A 21,581-nucleotide genomic window follows, 5' to 3' on the forward strand; every position below is an offset into this window, starting at 1 on the left:
AATGAGAATTTCTAGTAGCATGACTTATACGAACTTCTTGAATAACTACCAGGTTAACGCCAACACCATGCAAGGCACCTTAGACCAACTGGCATCTGGGAAAGTGGTTAACAAGGCCTCGGATAACCCCTTGTTAGTTTCAAAGATTATGGACTCAAAGGTGGCCTTGGCTAACAATGCGGCTTATGCCAACACGATTGCCGACGCCAAGTCCTGGACGGAAAACCAATACAGCGTCCTAAACCAGGTGACCAAGTCGATGAACCGGATTATCACCTTGATTACCGCTGCGGCCTCTTCGACCAACGGAATTGATGAGTTAACCGCCCACAAGCATGAAATTAACCAGGATTTACAAAACATTGTCGACTCCTTAAACACCAGTTACGGTGGCAAGTACATCTTTGCCGGCAAGAACACTGACACTAAACCCTTTGAAATGCAAAAGGATGCAAACGGGGTGTTAACTGGAATTAGTTACGGTGGTACTAAGGACGGCTTACCCCGTGAAATTTCCGCCGGGGTGACGGTTGATCTCTTTGCCGACGGCAGCAAGTTTATGCAGGTGACCGATAAGGAAGGCCAAACGACTAACTTAACCGATTTTGTGGCTAACTTGATGAACGCATTGGGCAACAATTCTAGCCAAAGCATCGATCAAGCTAAGTTAGGAACGGAGCTCTTAAGCCAAGCACAAGCATTTTACGATAACTTCACGACCGTGCAGACGACCGTTAGTGCTAAGGAGACCCGCTTGCAGGCAGCGGCTAGCCGAAACGAAACTGAAAAGACCAACCTGTCGACCCAGTTATCGGATGAACAAGATGTGGACTACGCCGAAGCTTACATGCACTACCAAAATCAAATGGTAGCTTATAAGGCCACCTTAGCAGTCGGCACAAAGATTTTACAAACAACTGTCTTGGACTACATGAGATAAGGTCCGTGATTAGGAAGTAAAGGGTAACTTTTCATGGCAACATGAGGGGTTGCCCTTTTTTAGTGGGGTGGGCAGATGAATAATTATAATATCGACAGAGTCGAGCGGGCTGAGCGGATGGTCAATGAGATTGCGGCGGTTGAAAAGATTCAAAAAATTGCCGATAGTCAAAATAACCAGGTCGAAAATCAGCTCCGCGACGAAGCGGTGGGCGAACAACGTTTAAGCCAACCGCCAATAAAAAAGACTAAAACCCAAAAAAGGCTTAAACATTCAGTGACTTCAACCGATATAGATAATGTTGACTTAGATGATGAATTCTTGTTAGAAATCATCAGGCGCTTACGGGACCGGTTTAAGTTAGCGGACTTAGACTTAGACCTCCGGCTAGAGAGAACCCTGCCTAGACAAGTAGCCTTATTGGTTAAAAGCAAGCAAGAATTGATCAAAATACTAAGTGTAGCGGAGCTAGTAGCTCTATATCGGCGAGAGAGTTTTAGTAAACAGGGAATTTCGTTAGACGAGAAAGGATGATTTATATGGCAACCAGTTCAATTTCAGCGGCAACCAGTTCAGCTTTTAGTGCTGCCACTAGTAACCTTAACAAAAGCACAACCGACACGGATAAGACAACTAGCAAGTCAAGCCTTACTAAGGCAACCGATGCTAGTATTAAGAACAATTTAGGAAAGTACACTGGGGTAACCTTAGACGTTATCGACCAGTTGATTGAAGCTGACCCGCTGTCAACTAGAAAGTCGAGCGACGAGGATTTAATTAAGAACTTGAATGAACAAACGACCGCTTGGAAAAACATTAGCGCCTCTTTGAGTGACTTAAAGACCGCGTTAAATTACTTAAAAGACGACGACCAATACTATACCAAGGCCACCAGCAGTTCTAACCAAAATGTGGCAACGATTAGTGCCTCAACGGAGTCGGGGATAGGTTCTTATTCAATTAAAGTTAGCCAACTAGCAACTTCCATGAAGATTTCCGGGGGGATTCCTGCTGTCTTAGGGACAACCGACGCCGACAGTAGCCAAAAGCTTAATCTAACTGGCTCATTAAACTTGACTTCAAGTGTAGGAACGGCCACGTTAAATATTAACGACAGCCAAAACATCAACGACATTGCAACTGCGATTAACAAGTTGACGGTCACAGTTAAAGATGACAAGGGCAAAGACGTCGTTAAGTCTCTAGGCATCACCGCGACCGTGGTGGCTAACCACTTGATTTTACGCTCAGTGGCAACTGGTAAGGACAACACCATTTCGGTTTCTTCCACCGACGGGACCGCTGATAGTTTAGGACTAGGGAGCCAAGCTCACAGTGTGGCCGGGCAAGACGCCGTTTATAACATCGACGGTTATGACCTAACCAGCGCCTCTAACACAATCACCAACGCCATTAACGGGGCAACGATTACGCTAACCGGCCTGTCCGCTAAGGAAGCTGACGGAACCTTGGCCGATACGACCTTAAACGTAACCCACGATACGACTTACCTCGAAGCCGCGGTAGAAAACTTCGTTAACAAGTACAACGCGACGATGAAGTATCTAAACGACTATGCTAAGATTGATACTTCGACCGATAACTTAGATGAAAAGCAAAACGGGGTCTTAGAAGATGATAGTGCCGCTAGCCGCTTGAAGTCTGAATTAGCCCGGCTAGCAGTTTCTTTAGGGGTCGATACAGATAGCAAGACTGGTCAAAAGATTGATACCGGAATGACTTCTAGCAAGTTAGGGATTAGTGTCGATCGTGATGGCATTATGAGTATTGATGCCGAAAAATTAACTAAAGCAATTGACAGTGGCAACGGGATTGAAACTATTAAGAACTTCTTTTATAATACAACTGGTCGAATTAGTAAGGAAGAACATGGTTACGTCACCGGCTTTTTGGAAACAATTAAGGCTTATAACGAACCTGATTATGTTAAGAATACCAAAGGGATTATCAATGATAAGCTAGAAATGTACAGTAAGCAGATTAAGGATTTAAATTCTGACGTGACTGACCTTGAAACCCGGTTAGCTACAAAACGGGAAAGCTTGATTAACCAGTATAGTGCGGTTGATGCTGCTATGGAAAAAGCTGAGGCCATGTTAAAACAAATTGATGACTGGTTCAAGACAGACGACAATAATAAGTAATAGTCGGAGGTAGCCGATGGATGAACAACAAGCGGTCAAATTAATTTTAGCCTCACTAGCCGCTTTTGACGGGAGCGCTCAGATGGCTTTAGAGATTGTTAACCAGCTAGAGCCCTTGTTTGCCCAGCTGCAAACCAGGCCACCTCAGCTATCAGAAGCTGAGTTGCGCCAACTAGAAGCGGGTTATAACCACTTGATTGCGGTATTAGCAGCAGAAAGACGAAATTTGAGTAAACAGTTAAGTGAGCTGAGTGGTCCTAAGCAAAAACGGATTGTCAATGCTTACAGTAAACATATGAAATCTTCAATGAAAATGACTTTTTAAGAAAGGATAAAACAAATGGTTTATGGATATGGTCCCAAGGCAGGGAAGGCTGATTACCTTAAGACCCAGGTTTTAAGTGCGAGTCCAGCTAAATTGACATCGATGCTATTTGATGGTGCCATTAAGAGTATCAAGTTAGCCCAAATTGCCATTGAACAACACGAAATCGAAAAGGCTCATAATAATATTATGAACGCTGAAAACATTATCTACGAATTAGCTAACTCAGTTGACACTAAGGTTGAAGGTGAATTACCAGGACAATTATTATCACTATATGACTTTATGAACAGTCAGTTACAGGAAGCTAATATTAAAAAAGACAAGCAAAAATTAGACAGGGTGTTAGATATGCTAACGACTTTATCTAACTCTTGGAAAAAGATTGCTGAGTAGGAGGGAGAAAAGATAATGTGCAAGATGGACCTAGCGATTTGTATTTTAACTAAGGATGAAGACGATAAATTACGGCGTTGCCTAGACTCTGTCAAAGACGTTGGCGCCGAGTTAATCGTCATCGACAGTGGGCAAAACGAAAGCACCAAGGCCTTGTGCCAGGAACTTGCTGCCGAATATCACCCCTATGACTGGGCGGATAACTTTGCCTTAGCCCGCAACTATGCCCTAGAGCAAACTCTTAGCAACAACATCTACTTCCTTGATAGCGATGAATGGTGGGCAAAAGAGGATGTGGGCTTTAACACGTCCAAGTTACTCAAATACTTTAACCGTCCTGACCTCGCGGAAGCTATTGGGACAGCCACAATCATTAATCACCGTCAAAAAGACGACGGCAGCGAAGAAGAAGTCGGTCAGTTAAAGCAGCGAGCCTTTAATAAGTCTTACTTTCGTTACGATAAGGAAGTTCGGGTTGATGAGGTCTTGAGTTCAACTTTAGGCTTTGATAGTTTAGCCTTCAATTTAGTCAATGTAACGAAAGTCCACCACGACGGCTTTTTAACCGCAGAAAGCCGTACTAAAAAGAGTGCCCAAAAGTTAGGGCTAGCCTTAAAGGATTTAGAAGCTCATCCGGGCGATAACAAGTACTTGTTGACTTTAGCTGACTGTTACCAAGAAGGTGGCCAAACAGAGGCAGCTAAATTAATCTATAATCAAGTTGTTTCAGCAACAACAGGTCGCGATGGTGCAGAACTCTACCAAACGGTAATTGAAAATGAAAAGATGCTAGTAAATTCACCTGATTACCACTTTATGGCTGGTGAAATTTATGGGATGCATCACGAAGATGCTAAAGCCCAAGCACATTTCGCTAAGATTTTAGCTTTACAAGATGAGGGCATCGATAGCACCTATGTTCCGGTTGCTCATTATTTTATTGGTAAGTTAGCAGAGGCAAAGGGAGACTTTGAAACAGCTAAAAAGCACTATCGGCTAAGCGGTGAATATCCAGATGCAATTGATGCCTTAGCGGCAATTTTATAAGTAAAGAAGGTAAACTGGTGAACACTCGTGATAGTAAGGAAATTCTTAATTTAATTACAACTTTAGAGGAAGCCAACGAGTATTTAGCTTCGAGTGAAGAAATAGGCCTCGAACTATTAAAACAAGTAATAACTAACTGTTTGACTGCTAGTGAAAATATTAGCCAAACGTTACAAACATTTGGAGAAGATATAAGCTATCAAGCTGAGTTGACTACTTATCAAAGGCTGTTGCAAAACTTTTTAGCCAATATCAGTCAAGCAGGTGAATTAGCCTACCCGGCTCAAACAATTGGAGAATGCTTAGCTAAGCTGACTGCTAAGTTAAGTGCTAAGCATAAAAAGCAGGTAGTCTTTTTGCCTTATAAGGCCTCGATGTGGGATTCGTTAGCGACGATTTATGAGGCAGCTTTAGCGGATCCAAATTGCGAGGCGTATGTAGTCCCGATTCCTTACTTCACTAAGGACGAGCATGGTAAGTTAAAGGACCTTCATTACGAAGGAAATTTGTTTCCTAAGGAAGTTCCAATCACTTCCTGGCAGGATTATCCTTTAGCAAAAAAGCGGCCAGACATTATTTATATTCATAATCCTTATGATGATGATAATTTAATCACCACGGTCTTACCTGCCTTTTATACGGATAAGTTGAAGCAGTACACAGACTTACTAGTTTATGTACCTTACTTCGTGAGTTTACATGAACGTAAGCACTATGAATACGCCTTAAATAAGGGAATTGAAAATGCTGACGTGGTTTTTATCCAAGATGAGGTGGTCAAAGCTGGCTATCAAGGGGCCTGGAAAAAGTTTGCCCAGGAAAATCCGACTTATCCTAAGGAGAGCTTAGAGCAAATTTTAGCTAAGATGGTGGCTTTAGGAAATCCCAAGTACGATGCCTTAAACAAAACTAATCCAAGCAACTACCCTTTACCTAGTGAATGGAAGCAAAAAATCTATCGACCAGATGGAAGTAAAAAGATCGTGGTTTTTTATAATACTACCATTATTGATTTAAATGCCTCGGGGCGACAGATGCTAGCTAAGTATGCGGATGTATTTAACTTCTTTTTGAAGCACCAAGCTGATTATACCCTTCTTTGGCGCCCGCATCCACTTTTGATTGATGCTATTCGCTCCCAGCACCCTGACTTGCTAGCTGATTATTTACAGTTAGCAAGTCAATTTAAGGAAAGTCAGCTGGGGATTTATGACGATAGTCCTGATTTTTATTTAGCTTACACTTACGCTGACGCTTTTTATGGCGATATGTCAAGTATGGCAGAACTATTCCGGAAGCTAAATAGACCGGTAATTAAACAAATTCCTACTTATCCAACTGAGCAGGTGCCAGCTGAGTTTGATTTAAACTTGGTAAAAGAGCACCTGGCCAAGCAAAAGTGTCTGGCGGAAGGAAAGTTGCCATTGGCTAAGTTGCCAGCTTGTTTAGCAGCAAATACTCATAGTCAAAAAACGACAGACTATCATTTTGGTTTAGACATTCATCGTTATGTTATGAATTTAGCTAATTCATAACATTCCAGAAAGAGCGCTTATATAAAGGTGTTTGTGAACATTAAAATACGGTTGACCCAACTTTTGACCTAACTTTCTAGATAATTTGCAAATTTTTCCACCGTTTCTTGCTTCTTTTGCTGTGTAACGTGTGAGTAAATATTTAAAGTTATTTGGACATTCTTGTGTCCTAGTCGCTCTTGCACATCTTTAATATTTAGCCCCGCCTCAAGCAACAGCGTAGCATGAGTATGCCTAAATCCGTGTATCGAAATTCGGCGCAAGTCTGGGTTCTGATTATAGAAAGTATTAATTCGACTATTAGCTACTGTTGTGCCGGCTATTCGGTTATCGTGTGTCGGAAACATTAGCTGTGAGTCTGAAAGGGCATTAACTCCTCTAGCTAACAAGAATTTAGCTTGCGTTGTTTTCCAGGCTTTAAGAGCTTTTAAAGTTTCATCATCGATAAAGATAGTACGGGTGGATTTTTCAGTCTTAGGTTCTGCGATAAAGTTTAAGTTATTGCGTGAGTCGCGCGATACGGTCTTGGTAATGCTTATTGTGTGTTCATTAAAATCTATATCGGACCAGTTCAAAGCTGAAATTTCACCGGAGCGGATACCTGAGTATGCTAATAATCTAAAAAACGGATAAAAAACAGGGTTAGACGAAGCTTTAGCCCGATCAAGGAATAACTTCAACTCATCTTTAGAGTAGAAGTTATTTTTTGTATTATGCACCTTAGTAGAGTTTTCGAGTGGTTTTGGATAAACAACTAATGCAAACGGATCTTTTTCAATCAGCTCAAGTCGTATACCATAATTTGTGACAAGTTTTAAAACCGACAATAACGTCTTATAAGACTTGAACTCTTTAGCTAATTCGTTGACGACATCTTGAGCCCACAATGCGTTTAGTTTTGATAGCTTTAAATCGTCATACTTTTTAAAATGATTAGAATAGGTCCGGTAACGATGACCAGAAGTAGCTGCTTTCACTGACGGTTCATATACTGCCCACCATTTTTCAAACAATTCGCCTAGCGTTATGTCTTGGTTCTTAGTCTTGAACTTTCCTGCATCAAATTCAGCCTTAAGTTGAGTCAAGGCTTGTTTTGCCTCCCTAGCTGATGAGAATCCGCGCCTGGTGGTGTCTATCCGCTTTCCTGTCAAAGGGTCTGTTCCCAAATAAACCTTGAACATGTATTTTGTCTTACCTTTACTTTTGTAACTCTTTATTGTCGCCATGATGATTCACTCCTTTATAAATAAAAACTGATGTTCTTTTGGATATATTTTTAAACCCGCTCAGAAAGGCGGGCTTCTTACATTAATTCTTTACTCATCATAAGATGTTGCCAAACTAATTAATGTAGTGACAAATTGATAATCATATTTAGTATTTGGGATAGTTATACCCGTAGATTTATCAGATGCTGTATGTTTTGTATAGAAAGTAGATGCTTTTTTTAACCTTACTTCTAAATCTTCTGTTGAACCATTGTAAACATTAAAAATAGAGTCTTTCCATAAATCTATACCATTTTGCAGTATATATACTTCATCAGAATACCTTTTCTGTTTTCTATACATTATCGATAATTTTTCGCAAACTTGAGTTGGAGAAAGCTCAACTAGTGTTAACCATAGTTTTTCTGCCTCATCCCAATCACCGTACTTATAAGCTAACTCACCCTTCAAAAAAGTTTCATCGTACAAAAAGAATCTATATCTCTCTAACATATTTAAAGCGCCATTTTTATTTACAGATGAACGTGCTATTGACAATGCTTTATTTTTATCAAACGTATTATTTTTAGTTGAATCAGTTAAGGCTTGTTTAGTGTTGTTGATAGAATTTTGTGTAGCTACAGGATATCCAGTCCTAACATTTATTTCTTTTTTTGTGGTTTTGTTAATACGCCTATAACTATTATTTTTTCTAAGTCTTTTTTTAGTTCTGTCATGTGCTAAATATAGAAGAGAGCATAACTCTGTCCCTATATCAGAATTAACTATATCAGGGAAGTGTACGTCTCTGGCAGGTAAAGAAAAATTGGCCAACATTAAATTCATAGACGGAATTTTATTATTTATTCCGGAAAAAATGAATTCAGAACTATGGTATTTCTCTTCTAAAACTTGTAATAACTCAGCTTTAAAAACATCATAATAGTTATCAATATACCTTTTTTCTTTGTATCCTAATACGCGAGAAAAATCTATAATTTCAGATGCAGTTAATTTTCCATCATAAACGATCTTTTTAGTAAGAACAAAAAAATCAGGAAACATACTTGTATCTAAAGTATCAAAAAAACTATAGAGTTTATATTTTGAAATAGCATATATGATAGAAGTACTGGAATAATGGATAAAAGATTCATTATCAATGACTTTTTGAAGAGAATTTATTTCCAGTAATACTTCTTTAACATACTCACCATCGTATAATCTTCTTTCTAAAGAGTATAGATATAGAAATGCATATCCAATATCTTTTGGGCGGTTACGTTTTACAAGCCAATTTAAAAAATAAAATCGTTGGTTTGGTTTAAGCGTCTCATACGATGGATAATATGACAGTTTCTCTAAATTATGAAGATTTTCGGATATTGGTAGTTTTATATCAATAGCAGAAGGTTCGTCAGTATAGGTATCAATATTTTTCTTAGGACCATTTTTTAAATACATAAATTTTAATACTTCATTAGGAATGTTAAGAAAATAGTTTGGTAAATAAATTTCATTTTTATCTTTTCTAAAAAATGAATTTAAAATATTAAAAAAACTCATTACATACACCTCCTTATACGGTAGTAGCTATAATCAATATAGTTGAGTTCAGGTGGTTAACTGTAGACTATTCAACGATTTTCATGCCGCCGCCAACTTTAGAGCGTGCAAGAATATTATTAGTTTCGTCAACTACGGTTACACCAGGAATGGGTTGATTTGTGAATGATGAAATTTTATTAGTATCGTCGTCTAGTCCATCAGAAAAAGTCTTTTTATCAGTGCTGGACAGGTTAAGCCACTGATCTTTGTTTACTGTATACTTGACTCCGTAAGCACCCGGATAAGTAACTTTTGTAATAGTTAATGTGTCGCCAGTTTGTTGATTGAGATTGTTTACCATCGTTTCAACGCTTTGCTTGAAGGACTTACTTAATTTACTTTTTGTCTTCTTAGCTGCTTTTTTCTTTTTAGTGTGTTTTTTAGATTTTTTGTCTTTGGTTACTTTTTTAGCAGAAACTTGATTAGCATTTGTAACATAAAAAATCGAATTTAGATTAGATGTACCAATAGTAATTCCCAAAGTTAAAAGTGTAATATATTTAATAGATTTTTTCATAGTTAATTTCTCCTATTCCAATTCTTTGATTATTAATCCGTTTGTTAAATCGAATTCATAACCTATAAATTTAAAATGTAGTCCCAATTTTCTTCTATACATATCTAAGGATTCAAGTAGATATTGTTCACTGATGTCGAAGAAATCAGCTACTTCATGTAAAGTTTCGAATCCTTGACGATAGCAAACTATTAAACCGGATAGACTAACTAATTTTTGATAACCCCAGTCACGTGCTTTACGTTCTTGCTTCGCTTGTTCAAGTTTGTTTTCAGTATCGACAATATCACCAGCGCTAGTCTCATAGTGCCCTATCTCTTCCGCTACAGTTTCAAGTTGTTTCCTATAGCTATTATCCTTATTTATAAAGATAGTATTGTTGTGAATGAACCCAGCTAGCTTTTGAGGCATCTCAATATGTAGATAAGTTAGTTGGGGATAGCTGGCAGTCAATTCTTCTAATGTGTTCAAAAAAATCACTTCTTATTATTTTTCTTTGTAAATTCAATGAAATTAATGATTTGAGTCATTTCTTCATCAGAAACACCACTATCAATATGAGCTGCGATTAATTCAGCTTGGCTAGAAGTTCCATTCTTGCTGTCTCTCCCTAGAAGATAATCGGTAGAAACACCAAAGTAGTCGGCAACTTTAGCTAGATTTTCTGCTTTTGGGGAACTTGCATCCCACCTTCGTATTTGTCCGTTTGAAATTCCAGTTGCTCTTTCAATTTCTGCGATAGTGACACTTCTTTCCGATGCTAATTGCTTTATCTTGTCTAGAAGTCCCATAAAATCAGCCTTTCTATAGCTTTAAAACTAAATAGCGAGTTCTCTATTGACAATTAGCGTAAACTCTATTATAGTATTCATTGTAAGTTGATTAGTAATTAAATAATATAGTGCATCGCTGAAATAAATAGAGAACGAAAGCTTATTAGTAAGCTTATTTAATTATACCTTTATAATAGCGTAAACTCTAATTCTAATCAAGACTTTTAGATAAAAAGAGGTGATTATATGGGAAATTTATCATTCCAAGAAAAAATGACAATACAGTTAATGAGAAACAAGCAAGCTGGTCTTAGCCCTCGTACACAAGCGGACATAGCTAATAAGTTTGGATTAAGTCGCATGTATGTCGGAACAGTCATTAAGGAAATTCAGCATGGGAAAAAAGCTGATGAGTGGCGAAAAAAGTTTGCTGAATATGCAGGCATGAAAATGTAGAGGGAGGGAAGAATAATGAAAGGCTTAATTGAAGTAAAAACGAAAGGCGATACACAAGTTGTGTCAGCTAGAGATTTACATGAAGGTTTAGGCGTCAAAACAAGATTTAGTCAATGGGTTAAGCAAAATTTCAAGCATTTCCGTAATGGCATTGATTTTGAGGGCGTAGTTGTAACTACACCCTTCAATCCTAATTATCCAAATGGTAAAAAGCAGGAATTACAAGATTATGCCTTGTCGGTGGAGATGGCCAAGCATATTGCAATGATGGCAGGCACTGAAAAAGGGTACGAAATCAGAGACTACTTCATCAAGGTAGAAAGAGCATGGAACAGTCCAGAAATGGTGATGAAGAGGGCTTTGGAAATTGCAAACGTTAAGGTCGAGCAACTTGAAGCCAAGCTAGACGAAGTCAAGCCACAAGTGCTATTTGCAAATGCGGTATCGGTTAGCGACACACCTATTTTAGTTGGCGAACTAGCCAAGATTTTGCACCAAAACGGTATTAACGTAGGTCAGAATCGCCTTTTTAAGTGGTTACGTAAAAATGGCTACTTAATCAGCAGAAAAGGTACAAGTTACAATATGCCAACACAAAAATCGATGGAGCTAGGGTTGTTCAAAATCAAAGAAAGTGCAATTACACATAGTGACGGACATGTAACGATCACTAAGACACCTAAAGTTACAGGTAAGGGGCAGATTTATTTTGTAAATAAATTTCTTAGTGATGTGGCCTAGGAGGTGAGTCAAATGGACTTATTGAGTGAACAAATTAAAGCTGAAATAAAGTTAATTGTTAAAGAGGCGGTTGAAGATGTTCTTGCTGAAAAGAGCTTAGTTAAACCGCAAGTACCGCAAGGGGCATTGGTATTTAATCGCAAGGAAGCTTCAAAGCGCTTAGGGGTAGCACCTGCAACCTTTGACAAGCTACGTGCTGAGATTGGCTATGTTAAATATCCAGGCGTAGCCAAAATCATGTGGTCGGACGAAGCATTGCAAGAATATGTGAGGAAATCAGAGAGGAAGATTTAGTTATGAAATGGGAATACATTGTAGCAGCGTTTTTAATCGGCATGGCTATTTGCCAGTCTAACTGGTATATAGCTCACTTTTTGCTGATAGCAGGATTAGCTTTAATCGCTTTAAGGGTCATGATGGATCCATGGCCAGAGGGAGGTGAAGACGATGAATAAAATCATTAAAAGTTATCACTACTACATCATTAATAAAGATTACGCCTTAAAGAAACTGGGTGTAACTGCTCCGACATCGGAATCAGAAATACCAATTTTAGATGAAAGCGAATTTGAAGCTTTGAAGTATTCTTTAGAGTCAAACGATAGGTTATCTGACAGTTTATATGACTTGTGCAGACTATATTGCAGCAGACTATGTTACGCAGACAAGATATCAGATGATTCTTTCGAAAAGCTGACTAGGATTTTAGTTAGCGAAAAACGTTTTTTAGTTGAGGTGTTTGAGCGTGTGGATTCCTAATTCGATTGTTACCCTGATTGTCCTAGGCGCGCTCTACAGCTTGATTTTTGAACGTCCTAAGAGCAATCACTTTGAGAATAAAAAAGCGCCCAGAGGGCAATCTGAGCGCAAAACAAACAAATAAAAAACATTAAAATTCGTGATTATTGTATCACGAAAAGGAGCAGTTATGAAAGAAAAAAGAGTGTTTGTTAAAACTAATGTTGGTTTTGGCAAAGAACGACTAGCTGTTCAAGAGGAGCAGCTAATCGGTAACCTTGATAGGATGTTTAATTTTCGTGTGGTAGAAGCAGACGGCCGGACACATGAGAGAGGCAACATCTGGGAACAAATTATGTTCCCTAGAGACGTGGCCGAAGCTGAAAGCTTACATCTAACGGATGCAGTTAGCTGGTTCAAGAAGATTGAAGAAGTCAGAAGTAAATAAAAGGAGAGAAATAACATGAATACTAGATATGAAAGTCCAAACTACGCTACACAAGCACAATATACACAACAAGGGTCACAGACAGCAAATACACCACAAGTAGTTAATCAAGAACACTCAGTCACATTTCAAGCTAATGGCGAGGATGTCAAGCTTGCGCCAAGCACGGTAAGGAATTATCTCGTATCCGGAGATGGTAAGGTTACAGATCAAGAAGTAGTGATGTTCATTAACTTGTGCAAGTATCAGCACTTGAACCCATTCTTGAATGAGGCCTACATTGTTAAGTTTGGCTCGCGACCTGCACAACTAATTACCTCTAAAGAGGCATTTATGAAACGAGCCGAAGCTAATGAACACTTCCGCGGAAGTAAAGCTGGGGTGATTGTCGTTCGTAATAACCAAATTATCTACTCACAAGGTGCTTTTGCTCTGCCTTCTGACACCATCGTAGGTGGTTGGGCTGAAGTTAAACGTGATGACCGCGAAGAGCCAATTCATATCGAAATCTCATTCGACGAATTCAATAAGAAGCAAGCGACTTGGAAAGATATGCCTGCAAATATGATTCGTAAAACAGCTTTAGTCAATGCTTTACGCGAAGCATTCCCAGATTCTCTCGGTTCGCTTTATACGGAAGATGACAAGTCAGAAACAGCAAGTGTGGTGCCTAATCAAGCAGAACACAAACAAGCTCAGAAGGAAAGTGCAGCTAGCTCTTTAATTAGTAAAGCTTTGAGCAAGTCTCAAACTAAAAAAGAACCTGCAAAGCATATTGAGGCTAAAGAGGCCGTGCCCGTTACTGAAATGTCAGAAAAGCGTGACCCAAGGGATTCTGAAGAAGAACAAATTGACATTTTTAAAGACCAAATCGAACGCCAAAAAGCAGCCAAGGAGGCAGAATAACAGATGAAATTGACAGCAGAAAACTACTACAGCAACGAAGCTAACCGTCACTATTTAAGCAAGAGTATTTTTACTGACTTCGAGAGATGTGAAGCTGCTGCCTTAGCTAAGTTGAACGGTGACTGGGAGCCACAGAGAGACGAAAAAGCGCTCTTAGTAGGTAATTATCTACATTCATATTTTGAGAGTCCAGAAGCCCACCAGGCATTCTTAAACGAAGATAAGGGCAACGGTACGAATGCAGACAAGATGATTGCCAAGACAGGCAAGAACAAAGGAAAACTAAAGGCTGATTTCCAAGTTGCTAATGCGATGATTGACCGGCTTAAAGCAGATGAAGCTTTTAATCAATTATACATTCCAGGTCAAAAGGAAGTTATTGTCACTGGTGAAATTCACGGTGTCCCATGGATGGGGAAGATTGATAGCTTAGATCTTGAAAATGAGTTCTTTTATGACATTAAAACCTCTAGAGATTTGCATGAAGGAGCCTGGGTTAAGACTCAAGAGGGACGCAATATCAAGGTTCCGTTTGTTCAAGCTTTCAGCTATGACCTGCAAATGGCAGTTTATAGAGAACTAATTAGACAAACATTTGGTGTTACTTGTCAGCCGCTGATTTTCGCAGTCAGCAAACAGACACCATGTGAACTGATGGGAATTACTTTTGACGGTGATGACGAGCAAGCACTTTTAGATGCAGCTTTAGAACGAATCGAAGAAAAACAAACTCATATCAAAGCCGTTATTGACGGTAAAGAAGAGCCAGTTGGTTGTGGTAAGTGCGAATATTGTCGCGGTAAATCAACGATTAGCAATAACCTAGTAGGTGCTACACAGATTAGCTTGGGATAGAATAAACAGCCAGTATGCTTTAGCGATGCCGGAAGGGTGGGAAGCCCTAGGAAGGAGGAAAAAATGAAGGTCAAAAAGATATATCAAAAGAAATTCACAACGGTTGATAACACGGTTCTTAATGATGTTGAACTTAGTTGGAAAGCAAAAGGTCTCTTTGTTTATCTCTGGTCTCAAGCTGACGGTTGGGACTTCTATGAGTCAGAAGTCGTTAACCACTCGACGGATGGTATTGCAGGTCTGAAGACGGGGTTAAAAGAACTCGAAGCAAGAGGATATTTGAGGCGTGAAAGAAAAAGGGATAAAAAGGGTCTGCTTAGAGAAAACGAATGGGTGTTGTCTGAGCAACCTATGTTAGAAAATCCTATGTTGGATAATCCTACATTGGAAAATCCTACGTTGGATAAACCTACGTTGGATTATCCTACGTTGGAAAATCGCACACTAACAATAACTAATAACAACAATACTAATAATAACAATACTAAAGAAACAATAACTAATTATAACAATAACAACAATAACAAAGAGTCTGCTGTTGATGATGATGAACAAAAGCAGATAGACTTTGCTGAAGTGCAGACGGCTTATCAACTTAATTTGAGACCTAGAAACGGCATCCCATCAAAAATTAATATTGAATTGAGTAAGTATACTAAAGAGCTTGGTCATAAGTTAGTGATTTATGCGATTGAAAGAGCTGTAGCACAGATTGCTAACCCTTCGTGGGGATACATCAAAGCTATTCTAACCAGTTGGAAGAAAGCGAAGGTAACAAGTATAGATGACGTTAAGAAGTTAGATGAATCTTATCGGCAACGGAAAGCACAGCAACAACAGAATCGCTTTAAGAACGGACGACGGGTAGTACAAAAAGAGAGCTTACCGGACTGGGCTCAACCTGATTATCAAGAAAAGGACACGCCTGATGATCCAGCTAAAAGTAAACAAATTGCAGAAATGATGGCTAAGATTAACGCACGTAGGAAGGAAGTTCTTTGAGATGATGAGTTGGATTATAGCAGTGAGCCAGTACCTGCTGTTGGTATTTCTACTAGCAATCGCAGTTGCTTTAACGCTGACGGCCACGCTGTTTTTAACAATTGTGATTAGGGAGATCATTCATATTATTCAAGAACGATTTTAGGAGGGATAGCTATGTATACGAATTTAGATGACTTTAGTCTTGATTTGAATATGCTGCTAGGCGTTTATGACGATAAACGTTTTAAGTTTAAAATGTCTGATGAATTGCGCTCAAGCTTAGTTGCTAGTGATTTAAGAGTAGTTGACGAGTATTTAAACAAAGCCCAGACGGCGCTTGAGGAGGCTGTTTCGGTGATAGATGATCTAGAAGCAGGTCTTGAGGTGTCGTAAATGAGATGTAAATGGAAAGTAATCGTGCGTGGCGAAGGGCAAGGTTGGGAGCACTTGAACCTAACTGAAAATCAAGCGGAAATGATTGTTGAGAGTTGTCCGCCTGATTACTTTGCCTACATGCTGCCGATGTGTATGTTTGACGAATGGAGGAAATAAAAAATGGACGAGTTAGCAAAAGTACGTTTATCGTTTATGAACAGCAATGTAAATACCGTTACTTACATCAAAAAAAGTGATTGTTATGGACTTACAAAACGGAACAGAAATGACCGGTTTATCGAAGATTATGAAGCGAGCGGTAAGCCAAGCGGTGTGGTGAATCTGGACCAAGTAATCCACGTGGCGTACTTAGATGATTAATGGAGGGATAACGGTGATTAAGTATTATGCAGTTTTATATGGAAAGCTTATAGAATGCAAGGTTTCAAAAAAGACTATTGAGGAAACATATTACAAGTTGAGCCCTAGTGAGTATCAATATCTTAATAGCATTTCTTCAGGAATAAATTATGAATATGACGAAGCAACTGTAGAGCTTATGAAGCAGATATTACATGCCGGAACTCTTCATGTTTTAAGCAAGTTAAAAATAATTAGTGCAATTACAGCCCGTGAATTCATTGTTGAGCAAAAGCTAAATTATGTTCATGTGTTACCTGGGAATAATGGTTACTTGAATGTACAATCAGATAACATTTTCCTTGGCGATTTAGAAGAACGAGATGATACTCAAACTATCTTTGATGAATTGGAAATTAAAAAGATGAGGCATGACGGTCGCTTCAGAGGAATTGATTTCGACCATTGCTTAGAAGAGGTGAAATACGATGACTAACGAAGAGAAGCTAAAGAAGCAGCTGCAAATTACAACGCTAGCTATAGTACGAATGCAAGATAAGGCTTTAAACTTATCTTACATGGTCCAAAAAGAAGACGTTGACAAGCGCAATGCCTTTGATGATTTATTAGATTGGATAGCAAGGACAAGTGTCAAAGCACAAAAGGCGGTTATATTAGTTGAAAAAGAATACAAGGAGGCAAGCGATGACAGCAAGGCGGAAGGTAACGAGCGCTAGCCACTTCGGCAAGAAATCAACCGTGGATGGTTACAAGTTTGACTCACAAAAGGAGCTGGACTTCTACCTGCGTTATATCAAAAACAGCGGTTATGAGTTTGAAGTGCAAAAGAATCTAGTGCTAGTCGATAAATTCCCGCTGGGCTCGCATAACGTACGCTCTGTGAGTTATAAAGCGGACTTCGTAGTTCTAGACGGTGGCCTAATAAAACACGTCTATGACGTTAAAAACGGCTTTAACAGTTATGCGATAGATGACAAGAGTCAACTAAAATTCAAGCTAGTCGCTCAGAGATATCATGTGCCAGTTGAAGTTGTAGTGCTCCGTAAGCACGATTTCAGAGTAGGCGTGCTAGGAACTACTAAGAAAATTGAAACTCAAGTAAAAACCAACATTGACTATGAGTATAGCGAGTTGATTGGATGAAAATTGATAAAGATTACGGCCTAGTAAGTTGCGGTTACGAGCTCAAAATTATAGCCGAGTTGAATCGTAAGACTGGCCGTAAAAAACGCTCTAAGAGTCTGAGAAGAACGCATAAAAGAAAGTACACAAGGAAAGTTGAATTGGAGTGTAGAGATGATTGACGAATATATAACCTTACGGATTATGTTTGAAATGTTTAAAGACGCTTTAGCGTTTATAGCTGCGGTGGTTGGCTTAGGCTGCTGGGCCTATTACAAATTTTGGAGAGGGAAGAGAAAGTGAAAGATTACTTAGTTTACGTTGAGCTTAACGGAATTTGGACTAATCTGCTAATTAAAGCTACGAATTGGGAAGAGGCTGAGCAGTTAGCGGAATTAGAAGTTAGAAAAGTAAGTGTAGAAGCCTAACAAAAAAGCCAAGGCAACGACTAGCAGCCTCGGCATGTTCTCAAATATATCAACAATTTATTATATCATAAAGGGAGCGTGCTGGGCTTGGAAGAATTAACAATACCCGGAATGAAGATTATAGATTATGATAGAACGGCCGATAACGTGTCGCAATTCTTAACGGACGGACGATACTATCCAAGACTACATAGGATGTGTCAGCAAGCAAGTCCAGATCATCTGCAAAGTCCAAGTTTAAGCGGCATGCCTGGCGGTGGAAGTGTTGGCAATAGCAACGAGGAGAAACTAGTGAAATATCTGTATGCTAAATCAATTGTTGACGGCGTTAGTCAAACCTATGACAAAGGTTCGTTTGAATTAAAAGTCGTCCTGGACAATGTATTTGGTAGAATTTCAGCAGTCGATGCGATGGCGAAGCTTCATTTTGAAAACACTAGATATTATCAAGTGAAGAAGAGAGCGTTAAATGAGTTTGCTGACGGTTTAGAGATGAAGGTTAATTGTCCTGACTTGCATGTATACGTTAAGTAAAAAAATTTTAACACTATATATAGTATTGCGCATAATTTGTATATTATTTTAGTGCTAAATTGAATTATCAAAATACAATATATTGTGCTTTGACTAAAATGTAACTATGTTGACGCGTATAAAAGTATATCCTATAATGTACATATAGAGATCAATCCCTTCCGTTCCACAATTAGGTGGCAGATACGTTCTGAAGACGGAAGGTTTTTTTGTAGGTGATTTAAGCCATTGTCGCTAAATATGATGCTGACAACTAAATAGTGTCAAGGCATATTACTTAACAACATGTGATATAATTTTATTGAAAGGAGTGGATAACGATGGAAAAAATTGAATTACAAAGTCCCATAGCTGTGGCTAATTTTATAATTGAAGTTGCTAATGAAAAAGAAAATCCAGTTACGAATTTGAAACTCCAAAAAGTGCTATTCTTTTTACAGGGGTATTGTTTAGCCGAATATAATTCTCCTCTAATAGATGGAAATTTTTCTAAGTGGCAATACGGACCGGTGGAAGAAGAAGTTTATCAAGAATTTAAATATTTCGGGGCATCACCAATAAATTCGAAAAGTACTCAGTTGCGTATGGATAGTGGAAAAATTGAATTTTATTGCGAAGAAATTAGCATGTCAGATAACTTGCTAAATAAGATAAAAGAAATCGTAGAACAAATAATAAAAAAGGAACCATGGCAATTGGTTCGATTAACGCATGATGATCCAAGTTGGAAAAATTATGAAGATAAGATAAGGAGTCGTACTGCTGAGGATTATACCAACGAAGAAATAAAAGATTGTTTCAAAGCTAATCAGGAAGTGTTAGGTGTGTAGATTTTGAACCACAAGAGCTTAATTCATGACATAATTGACTTGTTTGTCAGTTTTTACGATGGTGAAAAAAGTGAAAAATTAGAAAGTTTCCTTTATGATCTCTCGAAAAGAGAACATATTTGTAAGAATTACTCAGCGATAAGTAAAGTTATATACAGTTTGAGTCCCGAAAACTTAGAAAAATTAGAAATATTTTGTGGGATTAACTCTAATGACAGTATTAGCAGTTTCAATTTTGAGGGTTATTTAGATTCTATGAAGTTGAATGAAAAGGATAAGGATAATTTACAACACTTCGAGCGACATATAGTCTTAAGTTGCTTACAAAGACAGTATATTGATGATATTACTAAAGATGTTTCTACCGAAGTTGATAATGCGAAATCAAGAGTAACTCGAATATATTCTGAGTTTGTCGGAATACTTGGTGTTTTTACAGCCCTGTCCTTTGCTTTAATGGGTTCAGTGCAAGTGTTTGGTAATATATTAAAGAATATAGATAATCCAACTATAGGGAATGTAGGTTATGTATTAATAGTTGGTGGAATTTACCTAATACTTATTTACTTAGTAATAATGACTTTGTTTATTGGAATGGGAAAAGTATTTAATAAAGATTCAAAGTACTAATTTGATAAATGTTTTACAGGGTGCATTATATCTGTATCAGTTGTGTTAATAGTAGCTGGATTAATTCTTGTTTTGATTGGATAAAATTTCAAAAGAAAGTTAATTAACAAAATAAAAAAGTTCCTAGGGAACGACTAGGAACAAGACGATATACTGATAGACGCAATTTCAGTATATCGTCTTTTTTTATATATGTAAATGGAACAAAAGTTTAATTTAGTAAAAAAGTGTAGAACGAGTGTAGAAACAGTGTAGACTAAGTGAACGTTTTACGTGCTATTATGTTAGTGTGCGATAGCACGAAAATGTTGGTTTTTCGTAATGAAATCATTCCGCCATGAATGATGTCCCTCCTTTGAGAATAGAGCATAATGTGAGCACGTCATGATGTATGCGGGTGGCCACTGCCCTATAGTGGCATTATGCAAGCTCCAGCTTAAACGCATCGGGTGGCTGGGTTAGAAAACTCGCGTGGTGCAAATCCACCGGCTTGCTTTTGCTAATAGTATTTCAAGTCTAGCTATATTGCTAGGCTTCTTTTTATTAGATGGAGGTAGAGTTGCTTGAGTAAAGAAACAAATCGCCAATATAATTTAGATATTTACGATTCATTTGAAGTTGTCGGCATTTATGATATGCCGGTACTACGTAAGGTGGAGCATGTTCCAAAGGGTTTATTAGGTTTCAACTACGCCGGATCATCTAAAAAATACGAAGCAGGTATTCATTTTTTTCTAGATGATTATCAATTTGAAAGGTTATGGCGTAGTCCACAGACCTACATAAACATGTTAAGTAAGTTTGACTGTGTGCTGACTCCTGATTTCAGCTTATATACTGATATGCCTAAGGCGATGATGATTTGGAATACATATCGTTCAAGATTAATTGGTCAATTAATGCAGAAAGCAGGAATAATTGTAATTCCAACTGTATCATGGGCAGATGAAACAACTTTTGATTTTTGTTTTGATGGCTTACCACAAGAAAGTACTTTAGCAATTAGTACAATAGGAGTTAAACAAAATCAAAGTAAATATAAAGTGTGGCAATTTGGAGTAAATGAGATGATAAAGCGTTGCAGACCAAAAAAGCTAATGATTTACGGTGGCAAAGTAGATTATCAATTTCCTAAAAACATAATTACTAAATATTATGAAAATAAAAATATTAGTAGATTAAAGAGGTTAGGTAATGGGCGGTAGAGGTGCAGCATCTGGTATAAGTGATAAAGGAAGAAAGTATGGAACTGAATATCATTCAGTGTTAAAAAAGGATAACATAAAATTTGTTAAGTATAATTTTGGGAGTACTACTTCTCCATTAGAAACTATGTCTGCTGATAAAAAAAGAATATATGCAACTGTTAACAATCAAGAAAAAGTTAAATTTATTACAGGATATACACAAAATGGAAAGTTAGCTTGGCAAATAGACGTTAGTGGGAAAGGACACTATAAGAATGGTAAAAAAATAGAAACTCCTCATATTCATATTGGGACTAATCATGTTGACGCAAAAGTATATTCATTAAATAAGAGGCAAAGAAAAATAATGCATAAAGTATTATTTGCATGGTATAATAGAGAAAAATGAAGGCGAAGTAGTTTAACAAGGGGAAAACAACAATCATTTAGTT

Annotated in this window: 34 protein-coding genes; 29 read left to right on the forward strand and 5 right to left on the reverse strand. The window is 38.1% G+C overall.

The window, feature by feature from the left end; genetic code table 11:
* The first annotated feature begins 1 nt into the window (after window position 1).
* From flgL to N4597_RS04740, 7 genes are all read left to right on the forward strand, one after another.
* Complete coding sequence (gene flgL, locus N4597_RS04710; RefSeq protein ID WP_172576024.1) at window positions 2–940, forward strand: flagellar hook-associated protein FlgL; 939 nt, start codon at window positions 2–4, stop codon at window positions 938–940.
* Window positions 941–1,015: 75 nt separating this feature from the next.
* Window positions 1,016–1,474 (forward strand): hypothetical protein, encoded by a 459-nt coding sequence (locus N4597_RS04715; RefSeq protein WP_056977860.1) that lies wholly within the window; start codon window positions 1,016–1,018, stop codon window positions 1,472–1,474.
* A gap of 5 nt (window positions 1,475–1,479) precedes the next feature.
* Complete coding sequence (fliD, locus tag N4597_RS04720; RefSeq protein WP_260904944.1) at window positions 1,480–3,105, forward strand: flagellar filament capping protein FliD; 1,626 nt, start codon at window positions 1,480–1,482, stop codon at window positions 3,103–3,105.
* A gap of 16 nt (window positions 3,106–3,121) precedes the next feature.
* Entirely contained in the window at window positions 3,122–3,430 is a 309-nt protein-coding gene (locus N4597_RS04725; protein WP_094128853.1) for a hypothetical protein, read from the forward strand.
* 15 nt (window positions 3,431–3,445) lie between these two features.
* Window positions 3,446–3,826 carry a flagellar export chaperone FliS gene (gene fliS, locus N4597_RS04730; protein WP_094128856.1) on the forward strand — a complete coding sequence of 127 codons (381 nt, stop codon included), beginning with the start codon at window positions 3,446–3,448 and terminating at the stop codon, window positions 3,824–3,826.
* A gap of 15 nt (window positions 3,827–3,841) precedes the next feature.
* On the forward strand, window positions 3,842–4,873 hold the full coding sequence (locus tag N4597_RS04735) for a glycosyltransferase (RefSeq protein WP_094128859.1): 1,032 nt from the start codon (window positions 3,842–3,844) through the stop codon (window positions 4,871–4,873).
* 17 nt (window positions 4,874–4,890) lie between these two features.
* Complete coding sequence (locus N4597_RS04740) at window positions 4,891–6,408, forward strand: CDP-glycerol glycerophosphotransferase family protein (RefSeq protein ID WP_260904950.1); 1,518 nt, start codon at window positions 4,891–4,893, stop codon at window positions 6,406–6,408.
* A 68-nt stretch (window positions 6,409–6,476) separates the two neighbouring features.
* On the opposite strand, the gene N4597_RS04745 is transcribed toward N4597_RS04740, so the two are convergent.
* From N4597_RS04745 to N4597_RS04765, 5 genes are all read right to left on the reverse strand, one after another.
* Entirely contained in the window at window positions 6,477–7,634 is a 1,158-nt protein-coding gene (locus tag N4597_RS04745) for a site-specific integrase (RefSeq protein WP_192944142.1), read from the reverse strand.
* 90 nt (window positions 7,635–7,724) lie between these two features.
* Complete coding sequence (locus N4597_RS04750) at window positions 7,725–9,182, reverse strand: TerB N-terminal domain-containing protein (RefSeq protein WP_192944141.1); 1,458 nt, start codon at window positions 9,180–9,182, stop codon at window positions 7,725–7,727.
* Window positions 9,183–9,249: 67 nt separating this feature from the next.
* Window positions 9,250–9,741: a hypothetical protein gene (locus tag N4597_RS04755; RefSeq protein WP_260904954.1), complete on the reverse strand. Its 492-nt coding sequence runs from the start codon at window positions 9,739–9,741 to the stop codon at window positions 9,250–9,252.
* A 12-nt stretch (window positions 9,742–9,753) separates the two neighbouring features.
* Window positions 9,754–10,212: an ImmA/IrrE family metallo-endopeptidase gene (locus N4597_RS04760; protein ID WP_260904956.1), complete on the reverse strand. Its 459-nt coding sequence runs from the start codon at window positions 10,210–10,212 to the stop codon at window positions 9,754–9,756.
* A 5-nt stretch (window positions 10,213–10,217) separates the two neighbouring features.
* Window positions 10,218–10,532 carry a helix-turn-helix domain-containing protein gene (locus tag N4597_RS04765; RefSeq protein WP_260904959.1) on the reverse strand — a complete coding sequence of 105 codons (315 nt, stop codon included), beginning with the start codon at window positions 10,530–10,532 and terminating at the stop codon, window positions 10,218–10,220.
* 228 nt (window positions 10,533–10,760) lie between these two features.
* Here N4597_RS04765 and N4597_RS04770 point away from each other — a divergent pair, with 228 nt between their 5' ends.
* The 22 genes from N4597_RS04770 to N4597_RS04875 all read left to right on the forward strand — a co-directional run bounded on the left by N4597_RS04770 (window position 10,761) and on the right by N4597_RS04875 (window position 21,538).
* Window positions 10,761–10,970 (forward strand): XRE family transcriptional regulator, encoded by a 210-nt coding sequence (locus N4597_RS04770; RefSeq protein ID WP_192944137.1) that lies wholly within the window; start codon window positions 10,761–10,763, stop codon window positions 10,968–10,970.
* A gap of 15 nt (window positions 10,971–10,985) precedes the next feature.
* Entirely contained in the window at window positions 10,986–11,711 is a 726-nt protein-coding gene (locus N4597_RS04775) for a phage antirepressor KilAC domain-containing protein (RefSeq protein ID WP_260904962.1), read from the forward strand.
* A 12-nt stretch (window positions 11,712–11,723) separates the two neighbouring features.
* Window positions 11,724–12,005, forward strand: coding sequence for a hypothetical protein (locus N4597_RS04780; RefSeq protein ID WP_242073439.1), 282 nt, complete (start codon window positions 11,724–11,726; stop codon window positions 12,003–12,005).
* Window positions 12,006–12,007: 2 nt separating this feature from the next.
* Entirely contained in the window at window positions 12,008–12,166 is a 159-nt protein-coding gene (locus N4597_RS04785; RefSeq protein ID WP_260904965.1) for a hypothetical protein, read from the forward strand.
* Window positions 12,159–12,470, forward strand: a complete 312-nt coding sequence (locus N4597_RS04790) for a hypothetical protein (RefSeq protein ID WP_260904966.1) — start codon at window positions 12,159–12,161, stop codon at window positions 12,468–12,470. Before N4597_RS04785 ends, N4597_RS04790 begins: the two co-directional genes overlap by 8 nt.
* A gap of 169 nt (window positions 12,471–12,639) precedes the next feature.
* Complete coding sequence (locus tag N4597_RS04795; RefSeq protein WP_094075271.1) at window positions 12,640–12,897, forward strand: hypothetical protein; 258 nt, start codon at window positions 12,640–12,642, stop codon at window positions 12,895–12,897.
* A gap of 15 nt (window positions 12,898–12,912) precedes the next feature.
* On the forward strand, window positions 12,913–13,803 hold the full coding sequence (bet, locus tag N4597_RS04800; RefSeq protein WP_260904970.1) for a phage recombination protein Bet: 891 nt from the start codon (window positions 12,913–12,915) through the stop codon (window positions 13,801–13,803).
* 3 nt (window positions 13,804–13,806) lie between these two features.
* Window positions 13,807–14,658: a PD-(D/E)XK nuclease-like domain-containing protein gene (locus N4597_RS04805; protein WP_260904972.1), complete on the forward strand. Its 852-nt coding sequence runs from the start codon at window positions 13,807–13,809 to the stop codon at window positions 14,656–14,658.
* Window positions 14,659–14,721: 63 nt separating this feature from the next.
* A complete protein-coding gene (locus N4597_RS04810; protein WP_260904974.1) occupies window positions 14,722–15,660 on the forward strand; it encodes a DnaD domain-containing protein in 939 nt (312 codons plus the stop codon).
* Between the two features lies 1 nt (window position 15,661).
* A complete protein-coding gene (locus tag N4597_RS04815; RefSeq protein ID WP_260904976.1) occupies window positions 15,662–15,805 on the forward strand; it encodes a hypothetical protein in 144 nt (47 codons plus the stop codon).
* A gap of 11 nt (window positions 15,806–15,816) precedes the next feature.
* The gene (locus N4597_RS04820; RefSeq protein ID WP_260904977.1) at window positions 15,817–16,035 is read left to right on the forward strand and encodes a hypothetical protein; all 219 of its coding nucleotides are present in this window, start codon (window positions 15,817–15,819) and stop codon (window positions 16,033–16,035) included.
* Window positions 16,036–16,194 (forward strand): hypothetical protein, encoded by a 159-nt coding sequence (locus tag N4597_RS04825; protein WP_260904979.1) that lies wholly within the window; start codon window positions 16,036–16,038, stop codon window positions 16,192–16,194. It begins immediately after the preceding gene.
* A 3-nt stretch (window positions 16,195–16,197) separates the two neighbouring features.
* Window positions 16,198–16,398, forward strand: coding sequence for a hypothetical protein (locus N4597_RS04830; protein ID WP_260904981.1), 201 nt, complete (start codon window positions 16,198–16,200; stop codon window positions 16,396–16,398).
* Between the two features lie 13 nt (window positions 16,399–16,411).
* A complete protein-coding gene (locus N4597_RS04835) occupies window positions 16,412–16,873 on the forward strand; it encodes a hypothetical protein (protein ID WP_094075280.1) in 462 nt (153 codons plus the stop codon).
* A complete protein-coding gene (locus tag N4597_RS04840; protein WP_172577015.1) occupies window positions 16,866–17,114 on the forward strand; it encodes a hypothetical protein in 249 nt (82 codons plus the stop codon). Before N4597_RS04835 ends, N4597_RS04840 begins: the two co-directional genes overlap by 8 nt.
* A complete protein-coding gene (locus N4597_RS04845; protein ID WP_260904984.1) occupies window positions 17,083–17,541 on the forward strand; it encodes a DUF1064 domain-containing protein in 459 nt (152 codons plus the stop codon). Before N4597_RS04840 ends, N4597_RS04845 begins: the two co-directional genes overlap by 32 nt.
* Window positions 17,542–17,819: 278 nt before the next feature.
* The gene (locus N4597_RS04850; protein ID WP_260904987.1) at window positions 17,820–17,948 is read left to right on the forward strand and encodes a hypothetical protein; all 129 of its coding nucleotides are present in this window, start codon (window positions 17,820–17,822) and stop codon (window positions 17,946–17,948) included.
* 78 nt (window positions 17,949–18,026) lie between these two features.
* The gene (locus N4597_RS04855; RefSeq protein WP_260904989.1) at window positions 18,027–18,482 is read left to right on the forward strand and encodes an ArpU family phage packaging/lysis transcriptional regulator; all 456 of its coding nucleotides are present in this window, start codon (window positions 18,027–18,029) and stop codon (window positions 18,480–18,482) included.
* Window positions 18,483–18,802: 320 nt separating this feature from the next.
* Window positions 18,803–19,312 (forward strand): Panacea domain-containing protein, encoded by a 510-nt coding sequence (locus tag N4597_RS04860; RefSeq protein WP_260904991.1) that lies wholly within the window; start codon window positions 18,803–18,805, stop codon window positions 19,310–19,312.
* Window positions 19,313–19,315: 3 nt separating this feature from the next.
* Window positions 19,316–19,942 (forward strand): hypothetical protein, encoded by a 627-nt coding sequence (locus N4597_RS04865; protein WP_260904993.1) that lies wholly within the window; start codon window positions 19,316–19,318, stop codon window positions 19,940–19,942.
* A gap of 563 nt (window positions 19,943–20,505) precedes the next feature.
* Window positions 20,506–21,147 (forward strand): DUF4417 domain-containing protein, encoded by a 642-nt coding sequence (locus N4597_RS04870; protein WP_260904995.1) that lies wholly within the window; start codon window positions 20,506–20,508, stop codon window positions 21,145–21,147.
* Entirely contained in the window at window positions 21,137–21,538 is a 402-nt protein-coding gene (locus N4597_RS04875; RefSeq protein WP_204759764.1) for a hypothetical protein, read from the forward strand. Before N4597_RS04870 ends, N4597_RS04875 begins: the two co-directional genes overlap by 11 nt.
* Window positions 21,539–21,581 lie beyond the last annotated feature (43 nt).

This window comes from Ligilactobacillus agilis (genome assembly GCF_025311475.1).
Classification (GTDB): domain Bacteria; phylum Bacillota; class Bacilli; order Lactobacillales; family Lactobacillaceae; genus Ligilactobacillus; species Ligilactobacillus agilis.

Coding starts and splice junctions, on each gene's coding strand:
- flgL (WP_172576024.1), top strand. CDS start 2: ATGAGAATTTCTAGTAGCATGACTTATACGAACTTCTTGAATAACTAC.
- N4597_RS04715 (WP_056977860.1), top strand. CDS start 1,016: ATGAATAATTATAATATCGACAGAGTCGAGCGGGCTGAGCGGATGGTC.
- fliD (WP_260904944.1), top strand. CDS start 1,480: ATGGCAACCAGTTCAATTTCAGCGGCAACCAGTTCAGCTTTTAGTGCT.
- N4597_RS04725 (WP_094128853.1), top strand. CDS start 3,122: ATGGATGAACAACAAGCGGTCAAATTAATTTTAGCCTCACTAGCCGCT.
- fliS (WP_094128856.1), top strand. CDS start 3,446: ATGGTTTATGGATATGGTCCCAAGGCAGGGAAGGCTGATTACCTTAAG.
- N4597_RS04735 (WP_094128859.1), top strand. CDS start 3,842: ATGTGCAAGATGGACCTAGCGATTTGTATTTTAACTAAGGATGAAGAC.
- N4597_RS04745 (WP_192944142.1), bottom strand. CDS start 7,634: ATGGCGACAATAAAGAGTTACAAAAGTAAAGGTAAGACAAAATACATG.
- N4597_RS04750 (WP_192944141.1), bottom strand. CDS start 9,182: ATGAGTTTTTTTAATATTTTAAATTCATTTTTTAGAAAAGATAAAAAT.
- N4597_RS04755 (WP_260904954.1), bottom strand. CDS start 9,741: ATGAAAAAATCTATTAAATATATTACACTTTTAACTTTGGGAATTACT.
- N4597_RS04765 (WP_260904959.1), bottom strand. CDS start 10,532: ATGGGACTTCTAGACAAGATAAAGCAATTAGCATCGGAAAGAAGTGTC.
- N4597_RS04770 (WP_192944137.1), top strand. CDS start 10,761: ATGGGAAATTTATCATTCCAAGAAAAAATGACAATACAGTTAATGAGA.
- N4597_RS04775 (WP_260904962.1), top strand. CDS start 10,986: ATGAAAGGCTTAATTGAAGTAAAAACGAAAGGCGATACACAAGTTGTG.
- N4597_RS04780 (WP_242073439.1), top strand. CDS start 11,724: ATGGACTTATTGAGTGAACAAATTAAAGCTGAAATAAAGTTAATTGTT.
- N4597_RS04785 (WP_260904965.1), top strand. CDS start 12,008: ATGAAATGGGAATACATTGTAGCAGCGTTTTTAATCGGCATGGCTATT.
- N4597_RS04790 (WP_260904966.1), top strand. CDS start 12,159: ATGAATAAAATCATTAAAAGTTATCACTACTACATCATTAATAAAGAT.
- N4597_RS04795 (WP_094075271.1), top strand. CDS start 12,640: ATGAAAGAAAAAAGAGTGTTTGTTAAAACTAATGTTGGTTTTGGCAAA.
- bet (WP_260904970.1), top strand. CDS start 12,913: ATGAATACTAGATATGAAAGTCCAAACTACGCTACACAAGCACAATAT.
- N4597_RS04805 (WP_260904972.1), top strand. CDS start 13,807: ATGAAATTGACAGCAGAAAACTACTACAGCAACGAAGCTAACCGTCAC.
- N4597_RS04810 (WP_260904974.1), top strand. CDS start 14,722: ATGAAGGTCAAAAAGATATATCAAAAGAAATTCACAACGGTTGATAAC.
- N4597_RS04815 (WP_260904976.1), top strand. CDS start 15,662: ATGATGAGTTGGATTATAGCAGTGAGCCAGTACCTGCTGTTGGTATTT.
- N4597_RS04820 (WP_260904977.1), top strand. CDS start 15,817: ATGTATACGAATTTAGATGACTTTAGTCTTGATTTGAATATGCTGCTA.
- N4597_RS04825 (WP_260904979.1), top strand. CDS start 16,036: ATGAGATGTAAATGGAAAGTAATCGTGCGTGGCGAAGGGCAAGGTTGG.
- N4597_RS04830 (WP_260904981.1), top strand. CDS start 16,198: ATGGACGAGTTAGCAAAAGTACGTTTATCGTTTATGAACAGCAATGTA.
- N4597_RS04840 (WP_172577015.1), top strand. CDS start 16,866: ATGACTAACGAAGAGAAGCTAAAGAAGCAGCTGCAAATTACAACGCTA.
- N4597_RS04845 (WP_260904984.1), top strand. CDS start 17,083: ATGACAGCAAGGCGGAAGGTAACGAGCGCTAGCCACTTCGGCAAGAAA.
- N4597_RS04860 (WP_260904991.1), top strand. CDS start 18,803: ATGGAAAAAATTGAATTACAAAGTCCCATAGCTGTGGCTAATTTTATA.
- N4597_RS04875 (WP_204759764.1), top strand. CDS start 21,137: ATGGGCGGTAGAGGTGCAGCATCTGGTATAAGTGATAAAGGAAGAAAG.